We start from the raw sequence: 26,885 nt of genomic DNA, 5'->3' as shown, positions 1-26,885 counted from the left end.
CTCATGGCGTTCGACGTGACCGGCAAGGTGACCCTCGACCACATCTACACGCAGCCCGATCCGCGCGCGTACTTCACGACGCTGCGCGGGTTGGAGTACCAGATCCCGGAGCTGGCGAAGCCGTACTTCGCGGACCTGGTGAAGCCGCACGGCAAGGTACTGGACATCGGGTGCTCGTACGGGATCAACGCGGCGCTGCTGAACCACGGCGCGACGATGGACGACCTGTACGACCGCTACGCCGACCCGGAGGTGGCGAGCTGGTCGTCGGGTGCTCTCGCGGTGCGGGACCGCCAGCGGAGCACGAGACAGGGAAATGCCTGGATCGTGGGGCTGGACAGTTCACGGCCAGCGCTGGACTACGGGTTGGCGGCGGGGTTCCTGGACGACGCGGTGTGCGCGGACCTGGAGAACAAGGACCTGACGGAGGAGCAGCGCGAGCAGCTGGCCGGGACGGACCTGGTGATCTCCACGGGCTGCATCGGCTACGTGGGCGCGAGCACGATCGCCAAGGTGGCGGAGCTGGACCGGCCGCTGATGGCGCACTTCGTGCTGCGGATGGTGCCGTTCGACCCGGTGGCGGAGGCGTTGCGCGAGCTGGGCTACACGACGGAGCGGGTGGGCGGGGTGTTCCGCCAGCGGCGTTTCGTCTCGGCGGAGGAGCAGGAACAGGTGCTGGGCACGCTGCGCGCGGCGGGTGTTGATCCACGCGGCTTCGAGGACACGGGCTGGCTCTACGCTCAGCTGCACCTGTGCCGGCCAAGCGGACAAGGATGACTGTGACGACCGTGAGCACGTTCGAGTACGAGGACCAGCTGCCCCGGGTTCCCCTGCCCACGCTGGAAGAGAGCTGCGCGCGATTCCTGGAGTGGTGCGCGCCGTTGCTGACCGAGCGCGAGCTCGCCGAGACCGAGACCGCCGTCGAGGCGTTCCTGACCTCGGACACGGCGCGCGCGTTGCAGGCGGAGCTGGTGCGCTACGACGGGACACCGGGCGTGCGCAGCTACCTCGACACGTTCTGGCCGTCCCGGTACCTGGGGCGGCGGGACCGGATCGCGTTGAACGCCAACTTCTTCTTCCTGTTCAAGGATTCCGAGCTGGGGCAGGTGGAGCGCGCGGCGGAGCTGGTGGCCGCGGCGCTGGCGTACAAGGCGGCGCTGGACGCCGAGAGCATCCCGCCGGTGGTGCTGCGCGGGCAGCCGCAGTCGATGGACCAGCACCGCTACCTGTTCTCCACCAACAGGATTCCGGGTGCCGAGCAGGACACGGTGCGCGCGGCGGCGGACGTGAAGCACATCGTGGTGTTCCACAGTGGACAGTTGTTCCGGCTGGATGTGATTGGTGCGCAAGGGCAAGCTCACACACTGGCGGAGATCGCCGACGGGCTGCGCGCGGTGGTGGCGGCCGAGGTCGGCGAGCACGTCCCGGTCGGGCACCTGACGACGAAGGCCAGGGCGGAGTGGGCGGCGAGCCGGGCGCGGCTGATCGAGCTGGGCAACGCCGAAGCGCTGGACGTGGTCGAGTCGGCGTTGTTCTGCGTCTCCTTGGAAGCCGGAGCGCCCGCTGACGCGCTCGCGGCGTGCGACGCGCTGCTGCACGGGGACAGCGCGAACCGGTGGTTCGACAAGGCGGTGTCGCTGATCGTCTTCGCTGACGGGCAGGCGGGGATCAACGTGGAGCACTGCCTGCTCGACGGCACCACGATCCTGGCGTTCTGTGACGCGCTGCTGGAGTCCTCCGCCGACGACATCGGTGTGGCGCAAGGGGTTCCGGTGCCGGCGCCGGTGCGGTTCGTGCTGGATGACGCGCTGCGCGAAGACGTGCTGAGCGCTGGCAAGGCGTTCGCGGACTACGGCGCGGCGACGGCGACCACCCTGTTGTCCCTCACCGACATCGGCACGAGCCGGATCAAGCAGCTGGGCATCTCGCCGGACGCGTTCGTGCAGGCCGCGTACCAGCTCGCGCACCGGCGCAGCAAGGGAATCACGGGCGCGACGTACGAGTCGATCGCGACGCGGCAGTACCAGAACGGCCGCACGGAGGCGATGCGCGTCGTCACGCCGGAGATGGTGCGCTACGTGGAAGCCATGGAGGGTACCGACGCAGACGCCGAGGCGAAGCGCGCGGCGTTGCGCGAGGCGGCGGCGAAGCACGTGACGCGCGCGAAGGAGTGCCAGGCGGGGCAGGCGCCGGAGCAGCACCTGTGGGAGCTGCAACTGATCCAGAAGCGCGCGGGCGGGACGGAGCCGCTGGCGCTGTACGAGTCGCCGGGCTGGCTGGTCATGCGCGAGGACTACCTGAGCACGAGTTCGGCGCCCTCGCACAACATCCAGTACTTCGGGTTCGGCTCGACCAGCAGCAAGTGCATCGGTGTCGCGTACGTGCTGCTCCCCGACCGGCTCAACGTCTACCTGAGCACGCCGAGGACGGTCGCGGAGCAGATGAACGCTTTCGGTGCGGCGCTGGAAGCCGCGCTGCGTGAGCAGGTCGAATTGCTGACTTAGCTGGTGTCGTGGTCAGTACAAGTGCTTGTGGTGGCTGCGGAGATGTGAAGTGTTCGGTTGACGTGTGACGCGGGTGCACTTCTGCGCCCGCGTTCTTATTTTTGGGAATCCCACATCTCGCCTGAATCGAGCAACAAGGCGTCTTAGCTGCGAAGACGCAGTTGAAAACGCGCTCTTTCAGTGTCTAAACCTGGGCTCTCCTGCCTTTTTAGCGAGGCGTCAGTCAACGTGCAAAGATTGGCTCGTAACGTCGAAATCGCACCGGAAATGGCATGAAGGAAGTGCTTCCGGTCGCGATTCTTCGGTGTTCACAATGGGCTGGAGTGTGCGTTGAAAACACTGTCGCGGGGTGGTGGTACCCCGACGCGGAACCGGGTCGCCGCCGACCCCGCAGCCCGCGAGCTGCTCGACCGGCTCGGCCTCGGTCAGCCCCTGGAGTCCGCCGCGGTCTCCTACTCCGGCCGCAACGACAACTGGGCCGGTCCGACCAGCGGCGGCACGGAGGTCTTCGTCAAGCGCACGGCCGAGGGCGGCATGCGCAGAGCGGTGGCCTTCGAGCTCTTCGCGGCGGCCCGGACGCCGGAGCACCTGCGCGCACCCCACTGCCTCGGCTGGGACCTCGACGCCGGGCTGCACGTCACGCGGTTGCTGGCCGAGTCCGTTCCCGGCAACGAGGTGGCCGACGACGGCGGCTTCGACGCCGGGCTCGCGGAGGCGACCGGGCTGGCCATCGGCGAGCTGCACGGGTGGGCGCCGACGGCGGATGTCCCACCGCACCAGGAGATCCCGATCCTCGGCGGCATCGCCCGGCTCTTCGGCGAGCTCCCGCTGCCGGTGTACGTGGAGGCCAGCGGCGCCGAACTGGAGGTGTGGCGGCTGGTCCAGCCCGACCGGGAGCTGCGGGCGGTGCTGGACGCGCTGGCGGCGCAGGAGTCGGTGGCCGTGCGCACGCCCGTGCACGGAGACCTCCGCCTCGACCAGCTGCGTATCGCGGGCGGCGCCGTGCACCTCACGGACTGGGAGGAGTTCGGCCTGGCCGATCCCGCCGTTGACGTCGGCGCGTTCGTCGGCCAGTGGGTGCAGAGGGCAGTGCTCGGGATCACCGAGCCCGATCGCGACGCGGTCGAGAACTCCTTGTCCCACAACGACATCATCCAGCGAACCACGGCGGGCTTGGCCGAGGTCCGGCCGATCGTCGAGGCGTTCTGGGCGGGCTACCGCACCGCGCGCGGCGGAGCGGGGGACGGGGTGGCCGCGCGCGCGACGGCTTTCGCGGGCTGGCACATGTTCGACCGCATGATCGCGGTGGCCCGCGAGTCCAGCCAGGTGTCCGCGGTGCAGCGGGCGGCGGCGGGGATCGGCCGCAGGCTCCTGCTCGATCCCGCGCGCTACGCCGGGGTCGTCGGATTGGGGGCGGCATGAGCCTCACCGCTGAGCTGGCCGAGGTCGTCGAGCGGATCGTGGTCGACGACGAGGCGCTGACCGCGTCGGTGGCCGGTCGCGAGCTGACCGCCGACAGCCGTGCCGAGTTGCGGTCCCGCTTGCGGCACGTGATCTACGAGGTCTTCCACCAGGGGCGTGCTGAGGAGAACGAGGAGCAGCTGTCCCTGCGCGATCGCGGGCTGGAGAAGGACTTCGCCGAGGCGATCCCGTTCCCGGAGACCACGGAGACCGGCTTCGTGCTGGAGCGACGCGAGGATTCGGCGCTCGTCCGGCTGAACGGTGTGGCCGTTTCGGTCCCGCTGTCGGCTCTGCGCGGCACCGGGGAACTGGGACTGCCCCCAGGGCGACCTGCGCTGTCGCCGGGCTTCTTCCTGGCGCAGGGTTCGCGGGGAACCGGTTCGGAGCAGCAGGTTCTGCGCGTGTACGTGCACCTGACCGACCCCGTGTCCGCCGTGGACGTGTGGCGGGAAGCGTTGGCGCACTTGGAAACCCGAGACATCTGTTACTACGCCAAGATTTTGAGTGTCGCGGCGCTCTACCCGCGCCAGGACGCGCTCGTGGTGTACCTGCCCGCGAACGCCGGGGAGACGGCGGAATCGCTGGCTGAGCGGCTGAGCCCGCTGGCCGGGGTCGGCGCGTCGACCTCGCCGTTCACCCGGCGGCTGGCACCCGGGATCGCCACGGCCTGGGAGCCGCCACAGCCGGGTGAGGGCAGGCGGTTGAGCTTCGGTGAGCACCGGGCGCAGGCCGTCGCCGACGGACTGCTGGAGCACGCCGCCGACCCCGGGACCCGCGTCGCCGAGCAGGTCGCGCGGGCCTGCACTCGCGCCGGGTTCGACCCGCTCACCCCGTGGGGCGAGCACTGAGGATTCCCGGGGCCCGTCCCCGGGGGTGCAAGAAAACCACTGGAGGGAAACGAAATGCTGCTTCAGGACGACCGCATGGCCGCCGAGCTCGCCGCCGGTTACGACACCTACACCACCTCCACCGAGCTGACCATGGCGGTCGGCGACGGCTACGAGATCGTGGCGAAGTCGACCTCCACGGCGACCCCGGTGATCACCACCACCACGCTCATCTTCAGCTGCGGCCCCCGCTGCTGATCGCTGAGACGCCCTGAATGACGCGGGCGCCTGCCAGGACGTCCTGGCAGGCGCCCGCTCCGGCTCCCTGGGGGACCTCTTGACCGACACCAGCAAACACGTGATCACCTACGGCACCGGCAACTCCACGACGGTGGTGCGCGACCTCGGCAAGGGCCGCTTCCACTGGCAGCGCAGCGCCGGGGCGACCAACACCGGGTCGCTGATCCTCGCGCCGGTGGAGGTGCTGGCCGCCGCCGCCTCAGCGAATGACGAGCGCGTGCGCTTCACCGTGGCGGAACAGCGCGAGTCCGGGCTCTCCTACGAGTTGCCGTCGCCGGTCAGCATCGGGTGGTGGCTGCTCACCGGTGAGGTGCGCCCGGACCAGGCTGCGGACGTGGTGCGCGCTGCCGGTGCGGCGGTGCGCAGACTGCACGGGACACAGCCGCCACCGGGCTTCCTCACGCGCCCCGAGCCCGTGAAGGACCTGGCGGACTGGATGGACGGCGGTTCCGGGCGGGCGGAGACCCGGTTCTTCCACAGCACCACCGGAGAACGGCTCGGTGGGCTGCGGTGGGAGCTGCTGCGCAGCTGGGCGGCGGACATCCTCGCCCCAGCCGGCCCCGCTGTGCTGACGCACGGCGCGTTGGTGCCCAACACCGTTGTCGCGAGCGATGATCGTGCGCGCGTCGAGCTGCTGACGGGCACTCAGCTGTGCCTGGCGCCGCCCGCCTACGACATCGGCACGTTCCTGGCCGATCTGGCCGGAATGCGCTCGCTCGGCCGTTTCGGTGTCGCCAACGGCGCGCCGCCGCTGGGCGATCTCACCGTGCTCGGCGACGCGTTGCTGGACGGCTACGGCGGATCGCCCGATCCCAAGGCCGTCGGGCGGGTCGTCTGCGTCGCCTACCTGGACCGGCTCCGCGGCTACACCGCGCACCTGGGCTGGACCGACTTCCTCTTGCAGGAGCTGGACCGCGTCGCCGCGCTGATCGACTCCGGTGGCCGTGACTGGGAGACCGTCTGATGGACTTGGGACTGAAGGGCAAGATCGCCCTCGTCACCGGTGGCAGCAAGGGGATCGGCCGTGCGGTGACCGCGCGGCTGCTCGATGAGGGCGCCTCCGTCGTCGTCGCCTCGCGCGACCCGGGAGACCCCGGCGCGCTGCACGCCCCGGCCGATCTGACCACTGTGGACGGTGTGGAAGCCGTTGTGGCTCAAGCAGTTGAGGCGTTCGGCGGGATCGATGTCCTGGTGAACAACGTCGGCGGTACCTCGACCGAGCTTGATGTGGAGGGTTTCGCGGGGATCACCGATGAGCGGTGGCAGCGGACGTTCGAGCTGAATCTGTTCAGTGCCATCAGGATGACTCGTGCCGCCTTGCCGTTGTTGAAGGCCAGCAAGGGAAACGTGGTCAACGTGTCGTCCCTGTCGGCGCATCTCCCGGCGACGAGTCCGGCGGACTACTCGCTGGCGAAAGCGGCGTTGCGCGCGTTGACTCCCGCGCTCGCTGAAGAGCTTGCGCCTGCGGGGGTTCGGGTCAACACCGTAACCCCTGGGCCGACGCGCACGGGCTTCTGGGAAGGCCCGGAGAGTGTCTGCGGACGGCTCGCTGCGCAGCATGGCATCGACGAGGACGTGGTGCGCGAGCGCATGATCTCCACGTTGGGACTGCGCACCGGCAGGCTCGTCGAGCCGGAGGAGGTGGCCTCGGTGGTCGCGTTCCTCGCCTCACCGCTGGCCGCGAGCGTCAGCGGCTCCGACTACCTCGTTGACGGCGGCGTTCTCAAGTCCGTTTAGCATTTTCTATTCGAGAGACCCGTGGTGCCACGAGCACCGCGGGTCTTTTCGCGTGTTCGACCAGTGTCGCCGATAACGTACTGATTCGAGCGTGAACCAGGTATTTCATGCGTGTCTGAAGGCCGGGCAGTTCGGCTCAGCACTGTCATCTCGGCTCATCATTTTTGAGACTGTCCTCCGCAGGCACTGATCGACTAAACATGCTTCTACCTGCACAGTTGTTGGGTGCTTGGGCGGAGACCCTCGGGTGGCCCGCAGTGTCAAAAAGGCGTGAAGAAGCTTTGTCGGTCGTGATTCTGGGGGAATCATGTGTTTCGCTGAGAGGGTGCCGTGAAAACGCGGACACGGGCTGGGAACGCCCTCGCGGTGAATCGAGTCATCGGCGAGCCCGCCTCCCGTGACCTGCTGGAGCGGCTCGGGCTGGGGCGCGCGCTGGAGTCCGGCGCGGCGTCCTTCTCCGGCCGCAACGACAACTGGGCCGGAGCCACCACGAGCGGCACCGAGGTCTTCCTGAAGCGCACGTCCGCGACCGGGATGCGCCGGGCGGTGGCCTTCGAGGTCTTCGCGGCGGCCCGGACGCCGGAGCACCTGCGCGCGCCCCGCTGCGTCGGCTGGGACGAGGACGCCGGGCTGCACGTCACGGAGCTGTTGAGCGAGCGCGACCGCGTCTCCGGCGACCAGTTGGCCGACAGCGGTGACTTCGGCGCCGACGTCGCTGAGGCGGTCGGTCGGGCGATCGGCGAGCTGCACGGGTGGACGCCGACGACGGAGGTCCCGGCGCACGAGGAGATTCCGATCCTCGGCCCGATCGCGCGGCTCTTCGGCGGGCTTCCGCTGGCGGTCTACCTGGAGGCGACCGGCGCGGAGCTGGAGGTGTGGCGGCTCGTCCGGCACGACCGCCCGCTGCGCGCCGCGTTGGACGCGCTCGCCGGGCAGTCGGCGGTCGCCCTGCGCCCCGTGCACGGTGACCTGCGCCTGGACCAGCTCCAGGTCGTCGGGAGCACCGTGCACGTGACCGACTGGGAGGAGTTCGGGCTCGCCGACCCCGCTGTGGACGTCGGCGCGTTCGTCGGCCAGTGGGTGCAGCGCGCGGTGCTCGGCATCACCGAGCCCGAGCGTGACGAAGCCGAGAATTCCCTGTCCTACAACGACATCATTCAGCGCACGATCACGGGGTTGCGCGAGGTCAAGCCGATCATCAGCGCGTTCTGGGCGGGTTACCGAGCGGAGCGGGCTGAGATCGAGGTCGGCCTCGCCGAGCGCGCGACGGCGTTCGCGGGCTGGCACATGTTCGACCGCATGTTCGCGGTGGCGCACCAGTCCTCGCAGGTGCTGGCGGTGCAGCGGGCCGCGGCGGGCATCGGGCGCAAGCTCCTGCTGGACCCGGGGCGCTACGTCGACGTCGTCGGACTGGGGGCGTCATGACGCTGACGGCCGAGTTGGGCGAGGTCGTCGAGCGGATCGTGGTCGACGACAAGGCGCTGACCGCCTCGGTCGCGGGGCGCGAGCTGACCGCGGAGAGCCGCACGGAGCTGCGTTCCCGGCTGCGGCACGCGATCTACGAGGTGTTCCACCAGGGGCGTGCGGAGGAGAACGAAGAGCAGTTGTCCTTGCGCGATCCTGCGCTGGAGAAGGACTTCGCCGACGCGATCCCGTTCCCGGAGACCACGGCCGAAGCTGTTCTGCTTGAGCTGCGCGAGGATTCCGCGCTCGTCGAACTGAGCGGTGTCGTCGTCGACGTGCCCCGTTCGGTGCTGCGCGGAACGGGGGAGCGGGTCGAGCTGGGCCTGCCGCCGGGGCGGCCTGCGCTGTCGCCGGGCTTCTTCCTGGCTCAGGGTTCGCGGGGAACTGGCTCGGAGCAGCAGGTCCTGCGGGTGTACGTGCACCTGACGGACGCGGCCTCCGCCGTGCAGGTGTGGCGGGAAGCGTTGGCGCACTTGGAAACCCGAGACATCTGTTACTACGCCAAGGTTCTGAGCGTCGCCGCGCTCTACCCGCGCCAGGACGCGCTCGTCGTGTACTTGCCCGCGAACGCTGAGGGGACAGCGGGATCGCTCGCCGAGAGGGTGAGCCCGCTGCCGGGCGTCGGTGCGTCGACATCGCCGTTCGCGCACCGGCTGGCCCCGGGTGTCGCGACGGCGTGGGAGCCGACGCAGACGCCTGGTGCGCGGCGGTTGAGCTTCGGTGAGCACCGGGCTCAGGCCGTCGCGGACGGGCTGCTGGAGCACGCCGCCGAGCCGGGAACGCGCTTGGCCGACAAGATCGCGCTGGCCTGCGAGCGAGCCGGGTTCGACCCGCTCGCCCCCGGCGGCGCGCACTGAGACCTCCCCGGGGCCTGTCCCCCGGGGATGCAGGAAAAACACTGGAGGGAAACGAAATGCTGCTTCAGGACGACCGCATGGCCGCCGAGCTCGCCGCCGGTTTCGACACCTACACCACCCCCGCCGAGCTGACCATGGCGGTCGGCGACGGTTACGAGGTCGTGGCGAAGTCGGTCACCACGGCGACCCCGGCGATCACCACCACCACCCTGATCTTCAGCTGCCACCAGGGCTGCGACTAGTCCACGGCTGGCCGTTGAGGCGCTGTGATTGACGTGGGTGCCTGCCTGGACGTCCTGGCAGGCACCCACCCTGGCCCGTGAGGTGATGAACCCCTTGACCGACACCAGCAAGCACGTGATCACCTACGGCACCGGCAAGTCCACCACGGTGGTGCACGACCTCGGCCGGGGCCGTTTCCACTGGCAGCGCAGCGTCGGGCCCACCGGCCGACCGAGGAGCGCCCTGCCCACCACCGAGGTCCTGGCCGCCGCGGTCGCCGCGGGCGACGAGCGCGTGCGCTTCACCATCGGACGGGAGGAGACCGACGGGGTCAGCTACGAGCTGCCGTCGCCGGTCAGCCTCGGGTGGTGGCTGCTCAACGGCGAGATCCACCCCGACCAGGCCGTGGACGCGGTGCGTGCGGCCGGTGCCGCGCTGCGCAGACTGCACAGCACAGTGCTGCCACTCGGCTTCACCGCACGCCCCGAACCTGTCATGGACCTCGTGGAGTGGATGGACGCCGGTTCCGGGCACGGCGAAACCCGCTTCTTCCACAGCACCACCGGTGAACGCCTCGGCGGACTGCGATGGGATCTGCTGCGCGGCTGGGCTGCGGACATCCTTGGCCCGCCCGGTTCGGTGGTGCTCGCGCACGGTGGTTTCGTGCCCAACGGCATCGTCACCAACGAGGATCGCAGCAGCGTCGAGGTGCTCACGGGAACCAAGCTGTGCGTGGCGCCCGCCGCTTACGACATCGGCATGTTCCTCGCCGACCTGGCCGGAATGCGTTCGGTGTCGTTGTTCGGCGCGGCCAACGGCGGCCCGGTCCTGCCCGATCCCGCCCCGCTCGCCGACGCGCTGCTCGACGGCTACGGCGGCTCACCCGACCGCGAGGGCGTCGGCCGGGTTATCTGCATCGCCTATTTGGACCGGCTCCGCGGCTACACCGCGCACCTGGGCTGGACCGACTTCCTGCTGGCGGAGCTGGACCGCGTCGCCGAGCTGATCGATTCGGGTGGACTGTGATGGATCTGGACCTGAAGGGCAAGACCGCCGTCGTCACGGGCGGCAGCAAGGGGATCGGCCGGGCGGTGACCGCCGCGCTGCTCGCCGAGGGCATGTCCGTGGTGGTCGCGTCGCGGACTCCTGGCGAACCTGACGCGCTGCACGTTCCCGCTGATCTGACCACTGTGGACGGTGTTGAAGCCGTTGTGGGTCAAGCGGTTGAGGCGTTCGGCGGGATCGATGTCCTGGTGAACAACGTCGGCGGTGCCTCGACTGAGATGGACGTGGCGGGTTTCGCGGGGATCTCCGATGAGCGGTGGCAGCGGACGTTCGAGCTGAATCTGTTCAGTGCCATCAGGATGACTCGTGCGGCGTTGCCGTTGTTGAAGGCGAGCAAGGGTTCCGTGGTGAACGTGTCGTCGCTGTCGGCTCAGCTTCCGGCGACGAGTCCGGCGGATTATTCGTTGGCGAAGGCGGCGTTGCGCGCGTTGACTCCCGCGCTCGCTGAAGAGCTTGCGCCTGCGGGGGTTCGGGTGAACACGGTGACGCCCGGGCCGACGCGCACGGGCTTCTGGGAGGGCCCGGAGAGCGTCTGCGGGCGGCTCGCCACGCAGTACGAGATGGAGGAAACCGTTGTGCGCGAACGCATGATCTCCACGTTGGGACTGCGCACCGGCAGGCTCGTCGAGCCGTCCGAGGTGGCCTCGGTGGTCGCGTTCCTCGCTTCACCGCTGGCCGCGAGCATCAGCGGCGCCGACTACCTCGTGGACGGCGGCATGCTCAAGTCCGTCTGACTCGCACATTCAACGCCCTGCTTCGGGCAAGCACCCTTACGAAGGATGCTCCGCTACCGTCGTGACCTCAGTAGATCGATGCACTATTTCTGAGGCGGCATCGCATGCGCATTCTGGCGGTTTGGGGCACGGCGGCGCTGTTGCTCATCAGCACGATGACCTCGGCGGGAGCGGCCGTAGACACTGCGGCGGGCCGGTTCGGTTGGAGGGAAACCGATCCCGCAGGGCTCCGACGAGTTCGACTACGGCTCCGCGCAGCATCCCGCCGTGCCTGACCAGGCGAGGTGGAGCCTGGCCGGTGACGGTGTCGGCAAGTGCTGGCCGGGCCACGCGGGCAACGGCAAGCGGTGCGAGGAGACTCGCGCGTGGTCGGCGGCGTGCTCCGCCAGGTCAGCGAGAGCGGCGGCGACTCCGGCTGGCTGGCCTCGAAGTTCGGGCAGCGCTACGGCCGGTGGGAGGCGCGCGTGCGCTCGCAGGCCACCAGCGCCAACAGCGTCCGCAAGTGCATCCGGTGCGCGCCGTCGACGCACCAGACCATCCAGCTCGACAACTTCCACGGCTCGACCATGCAGTCGGCCGTCCACGAGGTGGACTGGACGGGCTCGTACTCCCTGACCGGGTGAGTCGTGTACGACTTTGGTGCTACTCACGGTGCCGTCAGGTCGGACGACGGCGGCTCCAGGACTGACAATCCTGGACCAGCAGCCGCGTCCGAACGGAGATCGTGTTGTCCGACAAGGTGCTTCCCGCCGTGCTCGCCGTCTTCGCCGGGGGGATGCTGGCCTTCCTGCTGCTCGTCCCGTTCGTCTTCCGGAGCTACCGCAGACGCGGGGAGCTGGGCTGGGGGCCGACGCTGCTCGCGTTCGGCTTCCTGGTCTACGGCCTGGCACTGGTCACCTACACGATGCTGCCGTTGCCCAGCATCGACGCGGCGTGGTGCGAGGCGCACCGGGCGCTGGCCCACCCGCAGCTGGACCCGCTGCGCTTCCTCGCCGACATCGCCAAGGAGCAGCGGTCACCCGGGCTGCGCGGGCTGCTGGCCAACCCGGCGGTGCAGCAGGTCGTGTTCAACGTGGCGTTGTTCGCCCCGCTCGGCGCCTACCTGACGCACTACCTGCGGCGCGGCTTCGGCTGGGTGGTGCTCGCCGGGTTCGGGGTGTCGCTGCTGATCGAGCTGACGCAGTGGACGGGGAACTGGTTCGTCTTCGAGTGCCCGTACCGGATCGCCGACGTCGACGACCTGATCGCCAACACGCTCGGCGCGGCCTTCGGCGTGCTGCTCGCACCGCTGCTGCGCGTCTTCGACGGCCGCAAGTCCGAGGTTTCGCCCGAGGAGCCGCGTCCGGTCACCACCGGCCGGCGGCTGCTGGGCATGCTCGTCGACCTGGTGTCGGTGACCTTGCTCGGCGGTGCGTTCGCCGCGTCCCTCGACCTGTCGGTGCACTTCGCCTTCGGCTTCTGGATCAACGACGTCGCGTGGGCGAACTCGTTGCTGGCCGTGGTGAGCACGTGGGTCCCCGCCTTGGTGCTGCTCGCGATCCCGGCCATCACCGGCGGTGCCACCATCGGCCAGCGCGCGGTTCGCCTGCGTCGCGTCCGGCCCGATGGCAGCCCCGCTCCCGGCGCGCGGATGCTCGTCGCGCTGCTGTTCGGCACGTTCGGCTACGTCACGCTCAGCAGCATGGGCCGCACCGCTCCGGCCGCCGAGAGCTTCGCCCAGCTCCTGCTGCTCGGCGCGCTGGTGTGCGCGTGGCGGCCCCGATCCCACCCCGGCCTGTCCGGGCTGATCTCCGGCTTGGTGATGGTGGATTCCCGGGCCGCCGACCGCGTTCCGGCTGAGCGTTCCTGACCCGGCTCCGCTCCGATTCGCGAATACGTCGAACGGTATTTCAGTGCCAGTACGTGTAGCGCTGGGAGTACGTAGTCAACGCGGCCGTTGAATGGAACAGGCTTCCAGTTGTTGTCCCTCAGGGGATTGCCGCAGTGGCGCGCGGCGGCTTCGCCTTCGGCCGCGTACCAGCCGCCCTTGACGATGCACACGCCGCCGACCGAGGGGGACGGCAGTGCCTGTCCCGGGTAGACCCCGACCGTCCCGCAGTCCGCCCTGGCCGGTGCGGCGTTCGCCGTCGTGGAGATCCCCGCTCCAGTCAGCACGGTCGCCGCCGCGAGTGCCAGTGCGAACGCTGCTCTTCTGCGCATGCCGATCCCCTTGAAGAAGAAGTTCTCGCGCTTTGTGCGAACGTCGGCGGAATTCTCAGTTCGACGTGCCTTGGCCCAGTCCGGCCTCGTGCACGAGGATGGCGATCTGGGTGCGGTTGGCCGCGCCGAGCTTCGTCTTGATCCGTCCGATGTGGACCTTCACGGTGGAGTCGCTGAGGTGCAGCGCCGTGCCGATCTCGGCGTTGCTGAGGCCCTGTCCGATGTGGAGGGACACCTCGCGCTCGCGCGGGGTGAGCGCGTCGAGGCGGGCGCGGGCGTCCTGTTCGGCTGAGCCCCCGGCGAAGCGGGAGAGCAGGCGCTTGGTGATGCGCGGGGAGATCATCGCCTCGCCGCTCGCCACCACCCGCACGGCCTCGATGAGCGCCTTCGGCGAGCTGTCCTTGAGCAGGAACCCCGCCGCCCCGTGCCGCAGCGCGGCGTAGACGTAGGCGTCCACGTCGAAGGTGGTCAGCATGATCACCGCGGGCGCCGGATCTCTTCGCGAGAGCAGCCTCGCGACCTCGATGCCGTCGACCTCGGGCATCTCGACGTCGGTGAGCACCACGTCCGGCCGGAACCGGTCCGCCAGCTCGACCGCCCGCGTGCCGTCGGCGCTCTCCGCGACCACCTCGATGTCCTCTGTGGACTCCAGGATCATCCGGATACCGCTGCGGACCAGCTCGTCGTCCTCCAGCAGCAGCACTTTCACGCTCACGACGCCTCCAGCGGGAACCGGGCCAGCACCTGGAACACACTGCCAGTGCGGCCCGTGCGCAGTTCACCCGCGGCCAGCTCCACGCGCTCCCGCATGCCGACGAGCCCGTAACCCGAACCCGGCACCTCGGCTCCGCTCGGCGTGAGCGGGTTGGTCACCCCCACGGTCATCTCGGTCTCCGTCGCGGCGACCCTGATCGACACCTTCGCGCCCGGAGCGTGTTTTCCCGCGTTGGTCAGCGATTCCTGCACCACCCGGTAGACCGCGCGCCCGACCCGCGCGGAGACCGCGGGCGCTTCCTCCGGCAGGTCGAGGGTGACCCCTGTCGTCCCGTCGGCGAGTTCTCGCACCGAGGCCAGCAAATCCTTGCCCACCAACGTGGTCAGCCTGCCGCCGTCCTCTTCGCGGAGCACCTTCAAGATGTCGCGCAGCTCGTCCAGCGCCGTGACGCTGACCTGCCTGATCGTCTCCGCGCTGCGCTCCGTGCGCTCGTCGGTTGCGTTGACCGACAACGCGCCCGCCTGCAACGCGATCGCCGTGACCCGGTGAGCGACCACGTCGTGCATCTCCCGCGCGATCCGCTGCCGCTCCGCCGTCACCGCTTGCTCCGCGAGCAACGTGCGCGTGCGCTCTGCCTCCTCCGCGCGCTCGCGCAGGACCTTGAGCAACGTGGCGCGCTGGTGCATCCACAGCCCTCCGAGCGCCGGGCCGACGCCGAACATGAAGAACCCCAAGGGCACCGTGCTCAGCTCGAACTTCCCCGCCGCTGCCTGCCACGCCGAGACCACGCCGCACGCCAGCACCACCGCGCCCGCCGACACCCAGCTCGCGCCGAACCGCGCTGCCACCGAGTACATCGCGATGAACAACGGCATCAGCGTCAGGCCCGCGAACAACCCCGCGAGGGCCACCACGAGCAGCGCGAAGGGGAATCTGCGGCGCACGACCGCCGCCAGCGCCAGCGCGCACACCGCGACCGGGTACCAGGCGTTGTCCTGCGCGGACCGGTCGCCGAAGAGGTCGAAGAACAGCAGCCAGGCCACTGCCGCGACATCGAGCAGGAGCAGCGTGACCCGCCCCTCCCACCAGGCAGTTGCGGTCCGCATCATCGTTTCTGAACCACGCCTTCGCATCTCGATTACTCGGCACCCAGGATGCCAGCTGGCAGGCTAGGTCTGGTGCTTCAAGACGTCGGCATGGTGGCGCTCGGCACGGCGGACGAACACCGGTCTCCTCTACGTCGTCGTGGGTCGGCTGCGGTCTAGGCTCACCTCGTGAGCTTGTCCGCGTTGCTCGGGGTCACGGTGCTTCGGCTGTGGCGCTTGAGCACGGTGTCCGCCGAGGGCTCGATCACGTTGCTGTGCACATTAGTTCTCGAAACGGATGCGGGGTTCGTGACCCTGTTCAGCGGCCAGGAGGGCGTGTCGTGCCGAGGTCCTGAGCCGCGGCAGGAGATCCGGTGGGAGACGGAGCCGGAGCTTGCGATGGGTGCATCAGCGGGCGCAGAGGAATGGCTTGATCTCGCGCCGGTGGGCGAAGCGCTGTCCACCACCGTCACCTCGGTGCGCACTCTGACCGGCGTCGGGTCCTACACCTTGACGTTCGCGCTCTTCCTGGGTGAGCTGGCCATCGCGGTCACGGACGAGTTCGACCTGGAGTGCTTGCCGCGCAAGGAAGTTCGGCGCCGCGCGGAGACGTTGACGGCTGCCTTGGGCTTGCGCTTGGTCGAGTCCGAGCTACACGCGGTCTGAGAGGACGGCGTCGAGGCGGCGCAGCAGTTCGCCCGCGCGACCGCCGCCGTTCGGGGCTGCGGGGTAGCGCGACAGGACGCGCACGACGACGGGGGTGGCGAGCGTCGCGGCCTTGGCGATGTGGGCGTCGCCGATGGCGGGATCGTCACCGGCCTCCAGTTCGAGGGCGCGGGCGGTGTGGGCGGCCGCGCCGAGGATGTGCTTGACCTGAGTGGCATTCGCCAGCGGGTGCAGGTACGCGGAGCTGGCGGTGGCGACGGCGGCTCGCGCGGCGTCGCTGGCGGCGGCCTGGCCGGAGTCACGCGTCTCCTGGTACGCGCGCTGAGCGGCCCACGCGCCGTCGCGGATCGCCTTGGTGCGCTTGCCGCCCTCGGCGAACGCCCGCGCGGCGGTGATCGCGGTGCGGGGGCGGTCGTCGTCCGGGCAGTGCCGTTCGAAGAGCGCGAGAGCGGGCTCGGCGCAGGCGACTGCGAAGGCCGTGACCGCGCGCAACTCGTCCGTGGTGAGTTCGATCGTCAGAGTCCCATCACCCATGGCCTCAACCGTATCGTTGAAGGAACGGTTGGAACTTCGATGCGATAGTGGCAGGGCAGTGGGACGAAACCTTCAACACAGGCTCAGGCCGGTCGACCTCGCGCGCGAGCACGGCCTGTCCACGCAGGCGGTCCGGAACTACGAGGACGCGGGCATCCTCCCGAGTGCCGAGCGCACCCCGCACGGCTATCGCACCTACACGGAGCTGCACGCGCAAGCCCTGCGCGCGTTCCTCGCCCTCGTGCGCGGGCACGGCCACCCGACCGCCACGGCGGTGATGCAGGCGGTCAACCGGGGTGCTGTCGAGGACGCGCTCCGGTTGATCGACGAGAGCCACGCCCAGCTGCTCGAAGATCGCCGGACGCTCGAAGCCGTCGAAGCCGCGCTCAGCGACCTCCATCCGGTGCCCGACGAGCGCGGTGACACGTTCGTCGGCCCGCTCGCGAGGAGGCTCGGCATCCGTCCGGCCACGCTGCGCACGTGGGAGCGCGCCGAGCTGGTCCAGCCGCGCCGCGATCCACAGACCGGCTACCGGGTCTACAGCGCCGCCGACGTGCGTGACGCGTTGCTGGTCCACCAGCTGCGGCGGGGCGGCTACCTGCTGGAGCAGATCGCGCCGGTGCTCGCCCAGGTCCGCTCCGCCGGAGGTGTCGCGCCGCTCGGGGCGATGCTGGGCGACTGGCGCGCCCGGCACTCCGCCCGGAGCCGCGCGATGCTGGCCGGAGCCGCCGCGCTGGAGGCCTACCTGATTTCACCGGGATTTCAGCAGCGCCTGTGAAGCTCGCACCCCACTCGACGGGCAGGAGTGCGTGATGCTGAGGAAAGCCTTGGTGCACCTGGGGATCGGAGTGCTGGGCGCGGTGTTCACCGGAGTGGCCGCCATCGTGGTCGAGGCGTACGTCCTGGGCGGTCGGCAGCGGCGCGACGGCTCCGCCGAGGTGGTGCTGCCGCGCGCGGGGGACCCGGAGGCGCTGCGCGTCGGGCTGTTCGTGGTGGGCTGGGAGAGCTAGTGCTGGGCGTCACAGGGCACACCAACGAGTAATGCTTTGCATGACCATGCGCTCGTGTGCATATACTTCACTCGTGTCCAAGGTGCTTACTTCCCTGCCTGTCGGTGAACGTGTCGGCATCGCCTTCTCCGGCGGCCTCGACACTTCGGTTGCTGTCGCGTGGATGCGCGAGAAGGGCGCGGTGCCCTGCACCTACACCGCAGACATCGGCCAGTACGACGAGCCCGACATCGCCTCGGTGCCCGGCCGCGCCAGCACCTACGGCGCGGAGATCGCGCGCCTGGTCGACTGCCGCGCCGCGCTCGTCGAGGAGGGCCTGGCGGCGCTGGCCTGCGGCGCCTTCCACATCCGCACCGGCGGTCGCACGTACTTCAACACCACCCCGCTCGGCCGCGCGGTCACCGGCACGCTGCTGGTGCGCGCGATGCTCGACGACAACGTGCAGATCTGGGGCGACGGCTCCACCTTCAAGGGCAACGACATCGAGCGGTTCTACCGCTACGGCCTGCTCGCCAACCCCTCGCTGCGGATCTACAAGCCGTGGCTGGACGCGGCGTTCGTCAGCGAGCTGGGCGGGCGCACCGAGATGTCGGAGTGGCTGGTCGCGCACGGTCTGCCCTACCGCGACAGCACCGAGAAGGCGTACTCCACCGACGCCAACATCTGGGGCGCCACGCACGAGGCGAAGACCCTGGAGCACCTGGACGCCGGCATCGAGATCGTCGAGCCGATCATGGGCGTGCGGTTCTGGGACCCGGCCGTGGAGATCGCCACCGAGGACGTGACGATCGGCTTCGAGCAGGGCCGTCCCGCCACCATCAACGGCAAGAGCTTCGCCTCCGCGGTGGACCTGGTGCTGGAGGCCAACGCCATCGGCGGGCGGCACGGCATGGGCATGTCCGACCAGATCGAGAACCGGATCATCGAGGCCAAGAGCCGCGGCATCTACGAGGCGCCCGGCATGGCGCTGCTGCACGCCGCCTACGAGCGGCTGGTCAACGCGATCCACAACGAGGACACCCTCGCCAGCTACCACAACGAGGGCCGCAAGCTCGGCAGGCTCATGTACGAGGGCCGCTGGCTGGACCCGCAGGCGCTGATGCTGCGCGAGTCCCTTCAGCGCTGGGTCGGCACCGCCGTCACCGGCGAGGTGACGCTGCGGCTGCGGCGCGGTGAGGACTTCTCGATCCTCAACACCTCCGGGCCCGCGTTCAGCTACCACCCGGACAAGCTGTCGATGGAGCGCACCGAGGACTCCGCGTTCGGCCCGGTCGACCGGATCGGCCAGCTGACCATGCGCAACCTCGACATCGCCGACTCGCGCGCCAAGCTGGAGCAGTACGCCGGGCTCGGCATGGTCGGCAGGCAGCACCCGACGCTGATCGGGGCCGCGCAGGCCGCCTCCACCGGCCTCATCGGCGCGATGCCCGAGGGCGGCGCCGAGGCCATCGCCTCCCGGGGCGAGGCGCCCGACGACGAACTGCTGCTGCTCGACAGCGCCGCCATGGAGGCGGGCACCGACTGAGGCTTCAGGGCCTGGGCCGCGACGTTCTCCGCGCGGCCCAGGCGAAGCCCGCCGCGGCGAGCACGATCCCGCTGATCGACAGGATCGCGGTTGCCGTCGGCTCCGACTCGTGCCGGTCGAGGTGCCACACGCTGTACGCGACGCCGTGGAAGGCGTAGACGGTGGCCGCCCCGCCCACGAGGAACACCGCGACGCGAACCGGAACCGGCAGGGACCTGGTGAGTTCGGCGCACACCAGCCCCGCGACGAGCACGGCAACGAACTGCAGCACGGTCGTGACGAAACTGCCCGTCTCCGAGGTCGGGTTGAGCGTGAAGTACTGCCAGCCGTTCGAGTGGATTCGGAGCCCGGAGTACCAGACACCCACGAAGCCGAGGGCGACGACGAGCGCCATCAGGATCGCGGAGACGGCGGCGGGCAGCCGCTCCCGCCACGGCTTCGGTACCCGGTTCGGCTTGGGACTCGGTTCCGATTGGTTGGTACTCGGTTTCACGAGGATCTTGGTGTCGTCGTCGACGCTGCCGATCATGGCCATCGCCTCGGGGACGGTCGGCCGCGTGTCCGGGTCCTTGTCCAGCAAGCGCGTGATCAGCTCCGTCAGCTCGCCGGCGCGCTGCGGCGCGGGGACCTCGCCCAGCAGGAGCGCGGCCAGCGTGCCTTCCGGGGAGTCTCGGCGAAACGGCGAGGTGCCCTCGACGGCCTGGTAGACGGTCACGCCGACCGAGAACAGGTCGCTGGCGGGGAGCCCGTCGGTGCGCAACCGCTCCGGCGCCAGGTACTCCAGTGAACCGATGAACATTCCGGTCGCGGTGAGCGCGGTGTCGGTGTGGTGGACCGCCGTCCCGAAATCGGTGAGCAGCACCCGGCCGCCGTCGGTGATCATGACGTTGGCCGGTTTGATGTCGCGGTGCACCAGGCCTTCCCGGTGCGCCGCGCCGACCGCGCTCAGCAGCGCCTGCGCGAGCCTCGTCGCCATGTCCGTCGACAGTGGACCGTGCGCCGCGATGTGCTCGGCCAGCGAAAGCCCGTGGACCAGCTCCATGACGATCCACGGGCGGCCGTCCTCGGTGACGGCGTCGTAGATCGCGACGATGTTCTCGTGGTTGCGCAGTCGCGCGGCGTTGCGGGCCTCGCGGACGGCGCGCGCGAGCCGTTCGTCCTGCTCCGCCTGGGACAACCCCGACGGCATGCGCATCTCCTTGACCGCCACGTCGACGCCCAGGGTCTCGTCGTGCGCGCGCCACACCCGCCCGAAACCACCCGAGCCCAACTCCGCGACCAGCCGGTACCGCCCCCCGACCACTCGCCCCACGTCCGCCGACATCACGGCCATCCCCTCGTCCCGGCGACTCTCGCACGCCGGGGGCCGAGACGATCTCAGCCGAGGCCCCAGTGGGCCGACGTTTCGGCCAGCACCGCGCGCGCCGCGTCGTCTTCCGCAGCCGAGTCCCAGAGCCGGTCGGTCAGCCGGTTGTAGACAGCGACCTGTTCGGGGTCCGTGATCCTGTGCTCGGCCGTCACCGTCTCGACGAGCACCACGTCGTCGATCACCCAGAACCCGTGCGGCAGCAGGTTCGGCAGCGTGCGCCACAGCGGGATGATCCCGAGACGAACGTTGGGCAGGCCGATCAGCGACAGCACTCGGTCCACCTGGACGCGCATCTGGTCGGCCGAGCACACGGGATTCGCCAAAGACGCTTGGGCGAACAGGATTTCCACGCGCTGGCCGCTGTAGAGCACCTGTTGCCGCCGCAGTCGCGCACGGACGGCGTCGTCGAGATCGCCGGAGGGGACCTCCAGCAGATCGGCCTGCGTCGCGAAGATCGCCCGCGCGTAGTCCGCCGTCCGCAACAGGCCCGGCACGCACATGATGTCGACCGCGCGGATCAGCTCTGCCCGGGCTTCGGACCTGGACAGATCCTCTTGGCGCGCACGGTGACCAGCTCGTAGTTCCGCGCGCCATTCGACCTGCTCCAACTGGAGGTCGGTCAGCTCCACGGTCAGCTTGGCGACCAGTGACCTCGGCGCGTTGACCGCGCGCAGCCACGCCGCCAGGTCCGCGTCCGACGGTGTCTGCTTCCCCGTGGCGATCTTGCTGACCTTCGAGGCGTTCCAACCCAGTCGCGCGGCGAAATCCTTGAACTGCTCACGGCCGAGCAGCGTGCGCAGCTGTTTGCCGAACTCGAACCGCCGCTTCTCGAAGTCGCTCGTCACAGTCCCCTCTGCACCTTCGTCTTCCTGTGTTCGCCCGCGGGTACGGCGTGCGCCCAGGCGCGGTCGCGGATCGCACGGTAGTGAACCACTTCGTCCGGCTCGGTGATCACGTCCGCGCCGCACACGCCGTTGTCGTCGAAGTCCATCAGCACAACGGTCTTGTCGTCGAAGAGCCAGAAATCGCTTGTACCGAGCGCCAAGCGCTCAGCAACCCCCTGGGACAACAGCCGGATGTCCTCGCCCGCGTCGAGCGCGGACGGCGTGATCGCCAGCTCGAACCGCAGGTAGTCGGTCAGCGGCTCCGACAGCACGCGAACCCGTTCGAAGGTCCGTCCCCGCGCTCGCCAACCGCGAACACGGCCGAACCACTCCGCGAGCCAGTCGAGGTCGAGTTCGCCGTCGAGGTACCGCCGCAACGGCTCGACCTCGTCCGGTTCGTGATAGACGAACTGCGTCTCCAAGCGCCACGCCGACGTCGTCCACCCGGTGAACAACGACTGGAATCCGGCTCGGTCGACTCGCGTCGCCATCAGGCATCGTCCAAAGGCAGGTGCTTGAGCAGGGCCGCTGGAATCTCCACGGCGGTCTCGTGCTCCGGGAGCCCGCGTCGGCGCATCTCCGCGAGCGCGTCCCCGTCGGTGACCTTCCAACCCTGGATGACGAAGGTGCCGCGATCGGTCGCGAAAGCTGTCGGACATCCGCTCGTTCCGGACTCGGTGCCGAGATGGGTCAGTTTCATCATGACTCCCTGGCCTTGGATGCTCGAAGTTCGAGCTGAAGCTGATCGTGCCGCGCCATAGAGCGCGCCGCACTCTCCCAGCTGAGTGGCATCTCGCAAAAAATTCTAGAAATGCTCGTTAGGTGCTGGCGGCGGGTGTGTTGCCGGGGAACCTCTGGTCAGGAGGTGCTGCGAGATGAGGGTGACGGCGGCGACCACATGGCGACCGGGCGCGCTGCTCCGGGACGAGTACGTGCACGACACGAAAGGCGGCAGCCAGATCACGGACGTGCTGGGGTTCGTGTTCACAACGGGTCGGTGCGGGACGCCCACGATCGAGGCGGAACCGGGGAGCCCGCTGAACGATCGTCCGAGGTGCCTCGCGTGTTCGAGGCGCCGATGACGCCCGGTGGTTAGCGATGATCGACAGGGGTTTGGGGTCTTGAGGACACCCCAACCCCAGGACGGGAACTACCTGGCGTCGAAGGGGGCGCCGTTGTTCATGCGGGTGATGAGGTCGAGGACGGCTCGGTGTCCGCCGTGCGCCTCGGCCCAGCGGTGCACGCGGCACGCGGCCTTGGCGTACATCTGCTCATCGGCGCTGGCGGCGCGCAGCCACTCGTCGAGCGTCTGCGGCAACGGGTCCGAAGTGCTTGCGCGGCAACGGTTCGGGGCGGAGCGCGGCAGCAGGTAACGGGGGTCGTCGGACACCAGGGCGGCAAGGCCCTCGTCAAACCATTGGGGCACAGTCGAATCCAGGCGCGCGTGCAGTTCGACGTGGGACAGCTCGTGCGAGGCGATCACGGGATCGAGTCCGCGAGGCGACAGCATCACCGCTTGGTTGAGCACCGCGACTCCGCGTTCGCCGCCGCCTCCGATCCGTCGGTAGCACTCGGCGGTGAAGCAGGCGAGCACGGTCGGACTGCCCTCGCGCCCGCCGTAGAACTCGGTGACGCGCTGGTTCGCCTCGCGGTGCAGCGCGATGAGCCGCTGTCGATCCGCCTCGGAGATGTCGCGCTCGGCGTAGAGCCCGTCCTCGACCCGGACCAGCCCGAAGCACTGCGGGCACGTGATCGCGGCGACTGAGGGGAACGCGAGGACCACCGTCGTCCCCGCGCCCACGATCAGCACGAGCACCGCCGCGACGATCCACAGCCAAGGTTTTGTCCTCACCACCGAGCAACGGCGCGGCGATGCGAAGGGTTCCGGCTAGAGGTGGGGGGCCAGTTCGGCGTGGTCGTGCGCGGAGAAGATCTCGACCTCGTCGCCGTGGTTCGCGCGCAGCTCGCGCAGCCGCCGCTGGTTGTCGCGGCGCGCGGGACCGTCGACCTGCATCAGGTTCTGGAACAGCGCCAAACCGGGGGTCGAGCGCGGGCGCACGGGGTCGGTCTCGTCGTGGACCATGTAGGCGTCTCCCGCGTGCATCAACCACTTCTCGCCGGTGTCGACGGCAACGGCGGTGTGCCCGTGGGTGTGCCCGGCGAGCGGCACGAGCAGGATCTCCGGCGGCAGGCCGTTGAGCTGGCGCACGGCGCCGAAGCCGAACCACCGCTCGCCGGACTCGGCGTAGGTCTGCCAGTCGGGACCGTGCGCCCACTGCCTCCCCATGTACCGCTGCTTCTCCGCGCCGACGGGGTTGAGCGCGTGTTCGTGCTCGACCTGGTGCACGTGCACCTTGGCCCACGGGAAGTCGCGGAGCCCGCCCGCGTGGTCGACGTCGAGGTGCGTCAGCACGATGTGCCGCACGTCCTCGGGTTTGTGGCCGAGTCGCTGGACCTGCCGCAGCGCGGTCTCCTCCGGATCGAGCACGGGCCGCGTCACCGTGCGGAACACCGTGCTCAAAGTGGCTTTGGGGTCCTCGATGTCGCCCATGCCGAGCCCGGTGTCGACGAGCACCAAGCCGTAGTCGGTCTCGACGAGCAGGCAGTGGCAGACCATCGTCGCGCGTCCGAGCAGGCTGCCTTCGCCGTGCACGAGGCGCGGGCTCGGCGGGTGCAGCGTGCCGCAGTTGAGGTGGTGCGCGCGCAGTCCGCTCATGCCTTCGGCTCCTCGATCATGGTGGCGAGCCTGGCCGCGACGCGGCGCAGGGGAGTGATGTCGCGCTGCACCTTGGCCAGCAGGAGCGCGCCTTCGATGGCCGAGACGGCGAACGTGGCCAGCTCTTCGGGCTCCGCGACGCCCTCCGCGCGCAGGCGCTCGGTGATCAGTTCGACCCAGGACCGGTAGCCCTCGGCGCACGCCTCGCGGATCACGTCGCTGCCCGCCGCCGCTTCGAGCGCCACGGTGGAGATCGGGCAGCCGTCCTGGAAATCGGACCGCTCCAGCAGGTCGCCGAGCAGTTCGGCGGAGGCGCGCAGTGCTGCTGCGGTGTTCGGCGTGGTCTCGATGAGCAGGTCGACCGCCGCGCGCAGCTCGGTCGCGGACAGCCGCACCGCCTCCACCGCCAGCTGTTCCTTGCCGCCGGAGAAGTGGAAGTACAGCGAGCCCTTGGGGGCCGCGCTCTCGTCCAGGACCTGGTTGAGACCGGTCGCGTGGTAGCCCTGCCGCCGGAACAGGGTGCGCGCGGTCTCCAGGATGCGCTGCCGCGTCGCGCCTCGGGGTGCCATGACCGTAACTATATAGACTGGTCTAGTAAAAGCAACCGGACTTGCGCCTCAAGCGACTTGAGGCTCCACAGTGGACGCCATGAAGGAAACCGAGCTCTACTCGATCGGGGACGCGGCGCGGCGCACCGGCCTGACCGTCAGCGCGATCAGGTTCTACGCCGACGCCGGGGTCATCGCGCCCACCGAGCAGACCGACGCCGGGCACCGGCTCTACGACGTCGACGCCATCGCGCGGCTCGAACTCGTCCGCACCATGCGCGACCTGGGCGCCGGTCTCACCGACATCCGCGCACTGCTGGCCGAGGAGCTGAGCCTGCGCGAGCTGGCGTCGGCCCACCTCGACCTCGTCGAGCGCCAGCTGCGCGACCTGCGCGCCAGAAGGGCCGTCCTGCGCACCATCGTCAACCAGCCCACCACGACTGATCGGGTGAAACTCATGCACAGCCTCGTTTCCCTCTCCGACGACGAGCGCAACCAGCTGCTCGACCTGTTCTGGAACGAGGTCACCGACGGCCTCGCCGTCCACCCCGCGTTCGTCGAGCAGCTGCACGCGATGCGCCCGCACCTGCCGGAGGAGCCCGGCACCGAGCAGCTCCAAGCCTGGATCGAGTTGGCGGATCTGGTGCAGGACAAGGCTTTCCGCGATGCGGTCCGCGAGTTCTTCCACTCCAGCTTCGCTTCGCCCCGGGCCATGGAGATGACCTCGCCGGAGCGGCTGGCGCGCATCGAGGAGCACCGGCTGATCGAGATCGAGGCCGCGGACGCGGAGCGCGCCGGGCTGTCGCCGGATTCCGCGCAGGCAAAGGAGATCGCTGAGCGCATGCTCGCCTCGATCGCTGGGCTCGCCGACGTTCAGGACGTCGCCGGGCTACGGCGTTCGATGACCGATCCCGAGCCGGGGAGCGCCGCCGAGCGCTACGCCGAGCACGCCGTGTCCGGATTCGGCGGACTGCTCGGCAGCTACCTGGCGCTGATGGCCACCATCAACGGCACGCCGCAGCCGGACCCCAACGACACCGGCGTGAGCGAGCAGTGGATCGCCGCCGCGCTCAGGGCTCGTTAGGCGTTTCGCGCAGCGGTTCCAGGGCCGCCCACTTGTGCCAGTGCTCGCGGGCCTCGCGCGCGGCGAAGACGGCTCCGCCGACGGCGAGCGCCCAGCCGCTGAAACCCTCTGGCAGCGCGGGATCGCCGCTCTGGCCCATGAAGTAGCCGAGGAGGTAGGTTCCGGTGAAGTACACGAAACCGAGCCACGGCTGCGATCCGCGATCCATGATGTTGAGGCAGGTCGCCGAGGCCAGGACGACACCGGCCGTGGCGAGGACGCTGCCCGCGAGCTGGTGCTGATCTCCGATGGCGAAGCCGATTCCGGTCATGCCGATCGCCGCAAGCGAGGACGGCTGGCGCAGCGCGTCCAGCGCGGAGGAGCGCGCTGGCCAGCCGAGCAGGAACATCGCCACCAGCAAGGCGAAACTGATGATCCCGGGGCCACCGATGACGCTGATGAGGCCCTTGGCCACCTCGTCGTCGGCCGGCTTCTCCCCGTCCAGCAGGCGCGGCACGATCCCGCTGGCGAAGGCGAGACCGTCGATGATCACGCCCTCGATCCAGAACCTGGTGCGCACCTTGAACGCCTCGGCCTTGGGCAGCTTGCCGGGCGGCGTGACCGCGCGCGCGATGCCGAGCTCCTCCAGGACGGGGAACTCGTTGTGGCGCCGGTACTTCAGCGCCGCGTACCCCGCGCAGCCGATGACCACCAGCGCCGCGCCGATGAACAGCAGCGGCAACGGGTACTTGCTCATGTTGTCCCGGTAGGAGCCCGGTTCGACCGGCGCGTCCGCCGTCTGGAACACCAGGTACGAGCCGAAGGCGAAGCCGCCCGCGCTCACCAGCAGCAGCCAGATCACCAGCGTGTAGGCGAAAGCCGGGGACCACCGGACCTCGCGGGTGGCCGCGGCCCGTTCCAGGTACCTCCGGGTCGACACCGCGCGCAGGCCCACGCACACCAGCGCGCCGACCACCGCGACCACCGCCGCCACCAGCACCCGCTGCCAGTCCACGTCCGCCGAGGCGCGCACGTCCTGTCCCACCAGCACCGTCGCCGGAGCCGCCGCGATGATCGTCGCGATCACGCCCATCACCAGCGCGGCCAGGAACCCCCGAGAAACCACGATCACGCCCAGCACCGTAGCGCCCACCGTTGCGCACCTTGCTGCAAATGCCAAAGACGGAGGAGGACGGCGAGGGTCGTTGTCGGTGTGCTCGGTCATCGTGATGGCGGGACCGGCGCAGGGGGAAACATGGAATCCGAAGGGCTAGGGCCTGTCCTCAAAGCCAGAGTGTGAGGGTGGCTAGGTCGATCATGGCTTGGTAGGACAGGGCGGTCTTGTCGTAGCGGGTGGCGATGGCACGGAACTGTTTGAGACGGTTGAAGCAGCGTTCGAC

General features: G+C 69.6%; 30 protein-coding genes and 1 pseudogene. 19 read left to right on the top strand and 12 right to left on the bottom strand.

Translation table 11 applies throughout. The features are described from left to right. The first annotated feature begins 3 nt into the window (after positions 1–3). The 14 genes from CCN37_RS08750 to CCN37_RS08685 all read left to right on the top strand — a co-directional run bounded on the left by CCN37_RS08750 (position 4) and on the right by CCN37_RS08685 (position 13,020). Complete coding sequence (locus CCN37_RS08750) at positions 4–777, top strand: methyltransferase type 12 (RefSeq protein WP_086820181.1); 774 nt, start codon at positions 4–6, stop codon at positions 775–777. Continuing rightward, positions 774–2,504 carry a choline/carnitine O-acyltransferase gene (locus tag CCN37_RS08745; protein WP_210407929.1) on the top strand — a complete coding sequence of 577 codons (1,731 nt, stop codon included), beginning with the start codon at positions 774–776 and terminating at the stop codon, positions 2,502–2,504. The genes CCN37_RS08750 and CCN37_RS08745 overlap by 4 nt, the downstream gene beginning before the upstream one ends. Positions 2,505–2,834: 330 nt before the next feature. Continuing rightward, complete coding sequence (gene lxmK, locus CCN37_RS08740; RefSeq protein ID WP_168200581.1) at positions 2,835–3,926, top strand: class V lanthionine synthetase subunit LxmK; 1,092 nt, start codon at positions 2,835–2,837, stop codon at positions 3,924–3,926. After that, positions 3,923–4,813, top strand: a complete 891-nt coding sequence (locus tag CCN37_RS08735) for a T3SS effector HopA1 family protein (RefSeq protein WP_086820178.1) — start codon at positions 3,923–3,925, stop codon at positions 4,811–4,813. The genes lxmK (CCN37_RS08740) and CCN37_RS08735 overlap by 4 nt, the downstream gene beginning before the upstream one ends. A 54-nt stretch (positions 4,814–4,867) precedes the next feature. Beyond that, complete coding sequence (locus CCN37_RS08730; RefSeq protein ID WP_086820177.1) at positions 4,868–5,050, top strand: hypothetical protein; 183 nt, start codon at positions 4,868–4,870, stop codon at positions 5,048–5,050. A 79-nt stretch (positions 5,051–5,129) separates the two neighbouring features. Next, positions 5,130–6,056, top strand: coding sequence for a phosphotransferase (locus tag CCN37_RS08725; protein ID WP_086820176.1), 927 nt, complete (start codon positions 5,130–5,132; stop codon positions 6,054–6,056). After that, a complete protein-coding gene (locus tag CCN37_RS08720; RefSeq protein WP_086820175.1) occupies positions 6,056–6,829 on the top strand; it encodes an oxidoreductase in 774 nt (257 codons plus the stop codon). Before CCN37_RS08725 ends, CCN37_RS08720 begins: the two co-directional genes overlap by 1 nt. A 366-nt stretch (positions 6,830–7,195) precedes the next feature. Next, positions 7,196–8,254 carry a class V lanthionine synthetase subunit LxmK gene (lxmK, locus tag CCN37_RS08715; protein WP_168200580.1) on the top strand — a complete coding sequence of 353 codons (1,059 nt, stop codon included), beginning with the start codon at positions 7,196–7,198 and terminating at the stop codon, positions 8,252–8,254. Then, positions 8,251–9,150, top strand: coding sequence for a T3SS effector HopA1 family protein (locus CCN37_RS08710; RefSeq protein WP_086820173.1), 900 nt, complete (start codon positions 8,251–8,253; stop codon positions 9,148–9,150). The genes lxmK (CCN37_RS08715) and CCN37_RS08710 overlap by 4 nt, the downstream gene beginning before the upstream one ends. Before the next feature lie 56 nt (positions 9,151–9,206). Further along, a complete protein-coding gene (locus CCN37_RS08705) occupies positions 9,207–9,392 on the top strand; it encodes a hypothetical protein (RefSeq protein ID WP_086820172.1) in 186 nt (61 codons plus the stop codon). 85 nt (positions 9,393–9,477) lie between these two features. Beyond that, positions 9,478–10,398 carry a hypothetical protein gene (locus tag CCN37_RS08700; RefSeq protein WP_086820171.1) on the top strand — a complete coding sequence of 307 codons (921 nt, stop codon included), beginning with the start codon at positions 9,478–9,480 and terminating at the stop codon, positions 10,396–10,398. Then, entirely contained in the window at positions 10,398–11,171 is a 774-nt protein-coding gene (locus CCN37_RS08695) for an oxidoreductase (RefSeq protein WP_086820170.1), read from the top strand. The genes CCN37_RS08700 and CCN37_RS08695 overlap by 1 nt, the downstream gene beginning before the upstream one ends. A gap of 347 nt (positions 11,172–11,518) precedes the next feature. Continuing rightward, a complete protein-coding gene (locus CCN37_RS08690) occupies positions 11,519–11,794 on the top strand; it encodes a hypothetical protein (RefSeq protein WP_143261499.1) in 276 nt (91 codons plus the stop codon). A 104-nt stretch (positions 11,795–11,898) separates the two neighbouring features. Continuing rightward, positions 11,899–13,020, top strand: coding sequence for a VanZ family protein (locus CCN37_RS08685; RefSeq protein ID WP_086820243.1), 1,122 nt, complete (start codon positions 11,899–11,901; stop codon positions 13,018–13,020). A gap of 405 nt (positions 13,021–13,425) precedes the next feature. On the opposite strand, the gene CCN37_RS08680 is transcribed toward CCN37_RS08685, so the two are convergent. Both CCN37_RS08680 and CCN37_RS08675 read right to left on the bottom strand, forming a co-directional pair. Beyond that, positions 13,426–14,085 (bottom strand): response regulator transcription factor, encoded by a 660-nt coding sequence (locus CCN37_RS08680; RefSeq protein ID WP_086820168.1) that lies wholly within the window; start codon positions 14,083–14,085, stop codon positions 13,426–13,428. Next, a complete protein-coding gene (locus tag CCN37_RS08675) occupies positions 14,082–15,194 on the bottom strand; it encodes a sensor histidine kinase (RefSeq protein ID WP_143261498.1) in 1,113 nt (370 codons plus the stop codon). The genes CCN37_RS08680 and CCN37_RS08675 overlap by 4 nt, the downstream gene beginning before the upstream one ends. Positions 15,195–15,359: 165 nt before the next feature. On the opposite strand from CCN37_RS08675, the gene CCN37_RS08670 reads away from it, so the two are divergent. Beyond that, the gene (locus CCN37_RS08670) at positions 15,360–15,836 is read left to right on the top strand and encodes a hypothetical protein (protein WP_086820166.1); all 477 of its coding nucleotides are present in this window, start codon (positions 15,360–15,362) and stop codon (positions 15,834–15,836) included. On the opposite strand, the gene CCN37_RS08665 is transcribed toward CCN37_RS08670, so the two are convergent. Further along, the gene (locus tag CCN37_RS08665) at positions 15,822–16,370 is read right to left on the bottom strand and encodes a putative immunity protein (protein WP_086820165.1); all 549 of its coding nucleotides are present in this window, start codon (positions 16,368–16,370) and stop codon (positions 15,822–15,824) included. The two genes, CCN37_RS08670 and CCN37_RS08665, sit on opposite strands and share 15 nt — an antisense overlap. A 58-nt stretch (positions 16,371–16,428) precedes the next feature. On the opposite strand from CCN37_RS08665, the gene CCN37_RS08660 reads away from it, so the two are divergent. The 3 genes from CCN37_RS08660 (at position 16,429) to argG (ending at position 18,905) form a co-directional block, all read left to right on the top strand. Continuing rightward, entirely contained in the window at positions 16,429–17,148 is a 720-nt protein-coding gene (locus tag CCN37_RS08660; protein WP_086820164.1) for a TioE family transcriptional regulator, read from the top strand. A gap of 34 nt (positions 17,149–17,182) precedes the next feature. Continuing rightward, positions 17,183–17,380: a hypothetical protein gene (locus tag CCN37_RS08655; RefSeq protein ID WP_086820163.1), complete on the top strand. Its 198-nt coding sequence runs from the start codon at positions 17,183–17,185 to the stop codon at positions 17,378–17,380. Between the two features lie 73 nt (positions 17,381–17,453). Beyond that, positions 17,454–18,905, top strand: coding sequence for an argininosuccinate synthase (gene argG / locus CCN37_RS08650; RefSeq protein ID WP_086820162.1), 1,452 nt, complete (start codon positions 17,454–17,456; stop codon positions 18,903–18,905). A 4-nt stretch (positions 18,906–18,909) separates the two neighbouring features. On the opposite strand, the gene CCN37_RS08645 is transcribed toward argG, so the two are convergent. From CCN37_RS08645 to CCN37_RS08615, 7 genes are all read right to left on the bottom strand, one after another. After that, the gene (locus tag CCN37_RS08645) at positions 18,910–20,229 is read right to left on the bottom strand and encodes a serine/threonine-protein kinase (protein WP_168200579.1); all 1,320 of its coding nucleotides are present in this window, start codon (positions 20,227–20,229) and stop codon (positions 18,910–18,912) included. 53 nt (positions 20,230–20,282) lie between these two features. Then, positions 20,283–21,119, bottom strand: a complete 837-nt coding sequence (locus CCN37_RS08640) for a helix-turn-helix transcriptional regulator (RefSeq protein WP_168200578.1) — start codon at positions 21,117–21,119, stop codon at positions 20,283–20,285. Further along, a complete protein-coding gene (locus tag CCN37_RS39690) occupies positions 21,116–21,649 on the bottom strand; it encodes a DUF6879 family protein (protein WP_168200577.1) in 534 nt (177 codons plus the stop codon). Before CCN37_RS39690 ends, CCN37_RS08640 begins: the two co-directional genes overlap by 4 nt. Beyond that, positions 21,649–21,858: a hypothetical protein gene (locus CCN37_RS08635; RefSeq protein ID WP_086820241.1), complete on the bottom strand. Its 210-nt coding sequence runs from the start codon at positions 21,856–21,858 to the stop codon at positions 21,649–21,651. The genes CCN37_RS39690 and CCN37_RS08635 overlap by 1 nt, the downstream gene beginning before the upstream one ends. A 450-nt stretch (positions 21,859–22,308) precedes the next feature. Then, complete coding sequence (locus CCN37_RS08625) at positions 22,309–23,010, bottom strand: hypothetical protein (protein WP_143261497.1); 702 nt, start codon at positions 23,008–23,010, stop codon at positions 22,309–22,311. Between the two features lie 36 nt (positions 23,011–23,046). After that, complete coding sequence (locus CCN37_RS08620) at positions 23,047–23,865, bottom strand: MBL fold metallo-hydrolase (RefSeq protein ID WP_086820240.1); 819 nt, start codon at positions 23,863–23,865, stop codon at positions 23,047–23,049. 5 nt (positions 23,866–23,870) lie between these two features. Continuing rightward, complete coding sequence (locus tag CCN37_RS08615; protein WP_086820158.1) at positions 23,871–24,443, bottom strand: TetR/AcrR family transcriptional regulator; 573 nt, start codon at positions 24,441–24,443, stop codon at positions 23,871–23,873. Between the two features lie 79 nt (positions 24,444–24,522). Here CCN37_RS08615 and CCN37_RS08610 point away from each other — a divergent pair, with 79 nt between their 5' ends. After that, positions 24,523–25,506 carry a MerR family transcriptional regulator gene (locus CCN37_RS08610; RefSeq protein ID WP_086820239.1) on the top strand — a complete coding sequence of 328 codons (984 nt, stop codon included), beginning with the start codon at positions 24,523–24,525 and terminating at the stop codon, positions 25,504–25,506. On the opposite strand, the gene CCN37_RS39685 is transcribed toward CCN37_RS08610, so the two are convergent. Both CCN37_RS39685 and CCN37_RS08600 read right to left on the bottom strand, forming a co-directional pair. Beyond that, entirely contained in the window at positions 25,493–26,638 is a 1,146-nt protein-coding gene (locus CCN37_RS39685; RefSeq protein WP_086820157.1) for a hypothetical protein, read from the bottom strand. The genes CCN37_RS08610 and CCN37_RS39685 overlap by 14 nt on opposite strands. 130 nt (positions 26,639–26,768) lie before the next feature. Then, positions 26,769–26,885, bottom strand: a pseudogene (locus CCN37_RS08600) (IS5/IS1182 family transposase); the annotation flags it as partial.

It is taken from the genome of Allokutzneria sp. NRRL B-24872, assembly GCF_002155965.1.
Lineage (GTDB): Bacteria > Actinomycetota > Actinomycetes > Mycobacteriales > Pseudonocardiaceae > Allokutzneria.
The sequence above is the reverse complement of the archived record's forward strand: the minus strand, read 5'-3'. Positions and strand labels throughout refer to the sequence as shown.

Coding starts and splice junctions, on each gene's coding strand:
- CCN37_RS08700 (WP_086820171.1), top strand. CDS start 9,478: ATGAACCCCTTGACCGACACCAGCAAGCACGTGATCACCTACGGCACC.
- CCN37_RS08615 (WP_086820158.1), bottom strand. CDS start 24,443: ATGGCACCCCGAGGCGCGACGCGGCAGCGCATCCTGGAGACCGCGCGC.
- CCN37_RS08745 (WP_210407929.1), top strand. CDS start 774: ATGACTGTGACGACCGTGAGCACGTTCGAGTACGAGGACCAGCTGCCC.
- CCN37_RS08645 (WP_168200579.1), bottom strand. CDS start 20,229: ATGTCGGCGGACGTGGGGCGAGTGGTCGGGGGGCGGTACCGGCTGGTC.
- CCN37_RS08710 (WP_086820173.1), top strand. CDS start 8,251: ATGACGCTGACGGCCGAGTTGGGCGAGGTCGTCGAGCGGATCGTGGTC.
- CCN37_RS08665 (WP_086820165.1), bottom strand. CDS start 16,370: ATGGGTGATGGGACTCTGACGATCGAACTCACCACGGACGAGTTGCGC.
- CCN37_RS08705 (WP_086820172.1), top strand. CDS start 9,207: ATGCTGCTTCAGGACGACCGCATGGCCGCCGAGCTCGCCGCCGGTTTC.
- CCN37_RS08635 (WP_086820241.1), bottom strand. CDS start 21,858: ATGAAACTGACCCATCTCGGCACCGAGTCCGGAACGAGCGGATGTCCG.
- CCN37_RS08730 (WP_086820177.1), top strand. CDS start 4,868: ATGCTGCTTCAGGACGACCGCATGGCCGCCGAGCTCGCCGCCGGTTAC.
- CCN37_RS08655 (WP_086820163.1), top strand. CDS start 17,183: ATGCTGAGGAAAGCCTTGGTGCACCTGGGGATCGGAGTGCTGGGCGCG.
- CCN37_RS39690 (WP_168200577.1), bottom strand. CDS start 21,649: ATGGCGACGCGAGTCGACCGAGCCGGATTCCAGTCGTTGTTCACCGGG.
- CCN37_RS08735 (WP_086820178.1), top strand. CDS start 3,923: ATGAGCCTCACCGCTGAGCTGGCCGAGGTCGTCGAGCGGATCGTGGTC.
- CCN37_RS08720 (WP_086820175.1), top strand. CDS start 6,056: ATGGACTTGGGACTGAAGGGCAAGATCGCCCTCGTCACCGGTGGCAGC.
- CCN37_RS08675 (WP_143261498.1), bottom strand. CDS start 15,194: ATGATGCGGACCGCAACTGCCTGGTGGGAGGGGCGGGTCACGCTGCTC.
- CCN37_RS08695 (WP_086820170.1), top strand. CDS start 10,398: ATGGATCTGGACCTGAAGGGCAAGACCGCCGTCGTCACGGGCGGCAGC.
- CCN37_RS08750 (WP_086820181.1), top strand. CDS start 4: ATGGCGTTCGACGTGACCGGCAAGGTGACCCTCGACCACATCTACACG.
- CCN37_RS08610 (WP_086820239.1), top strand. CDS start 24,523: ATGAAGGAAACCGAGCTCTACTCGATCGGGGACGCGGCGCGGCGCACC.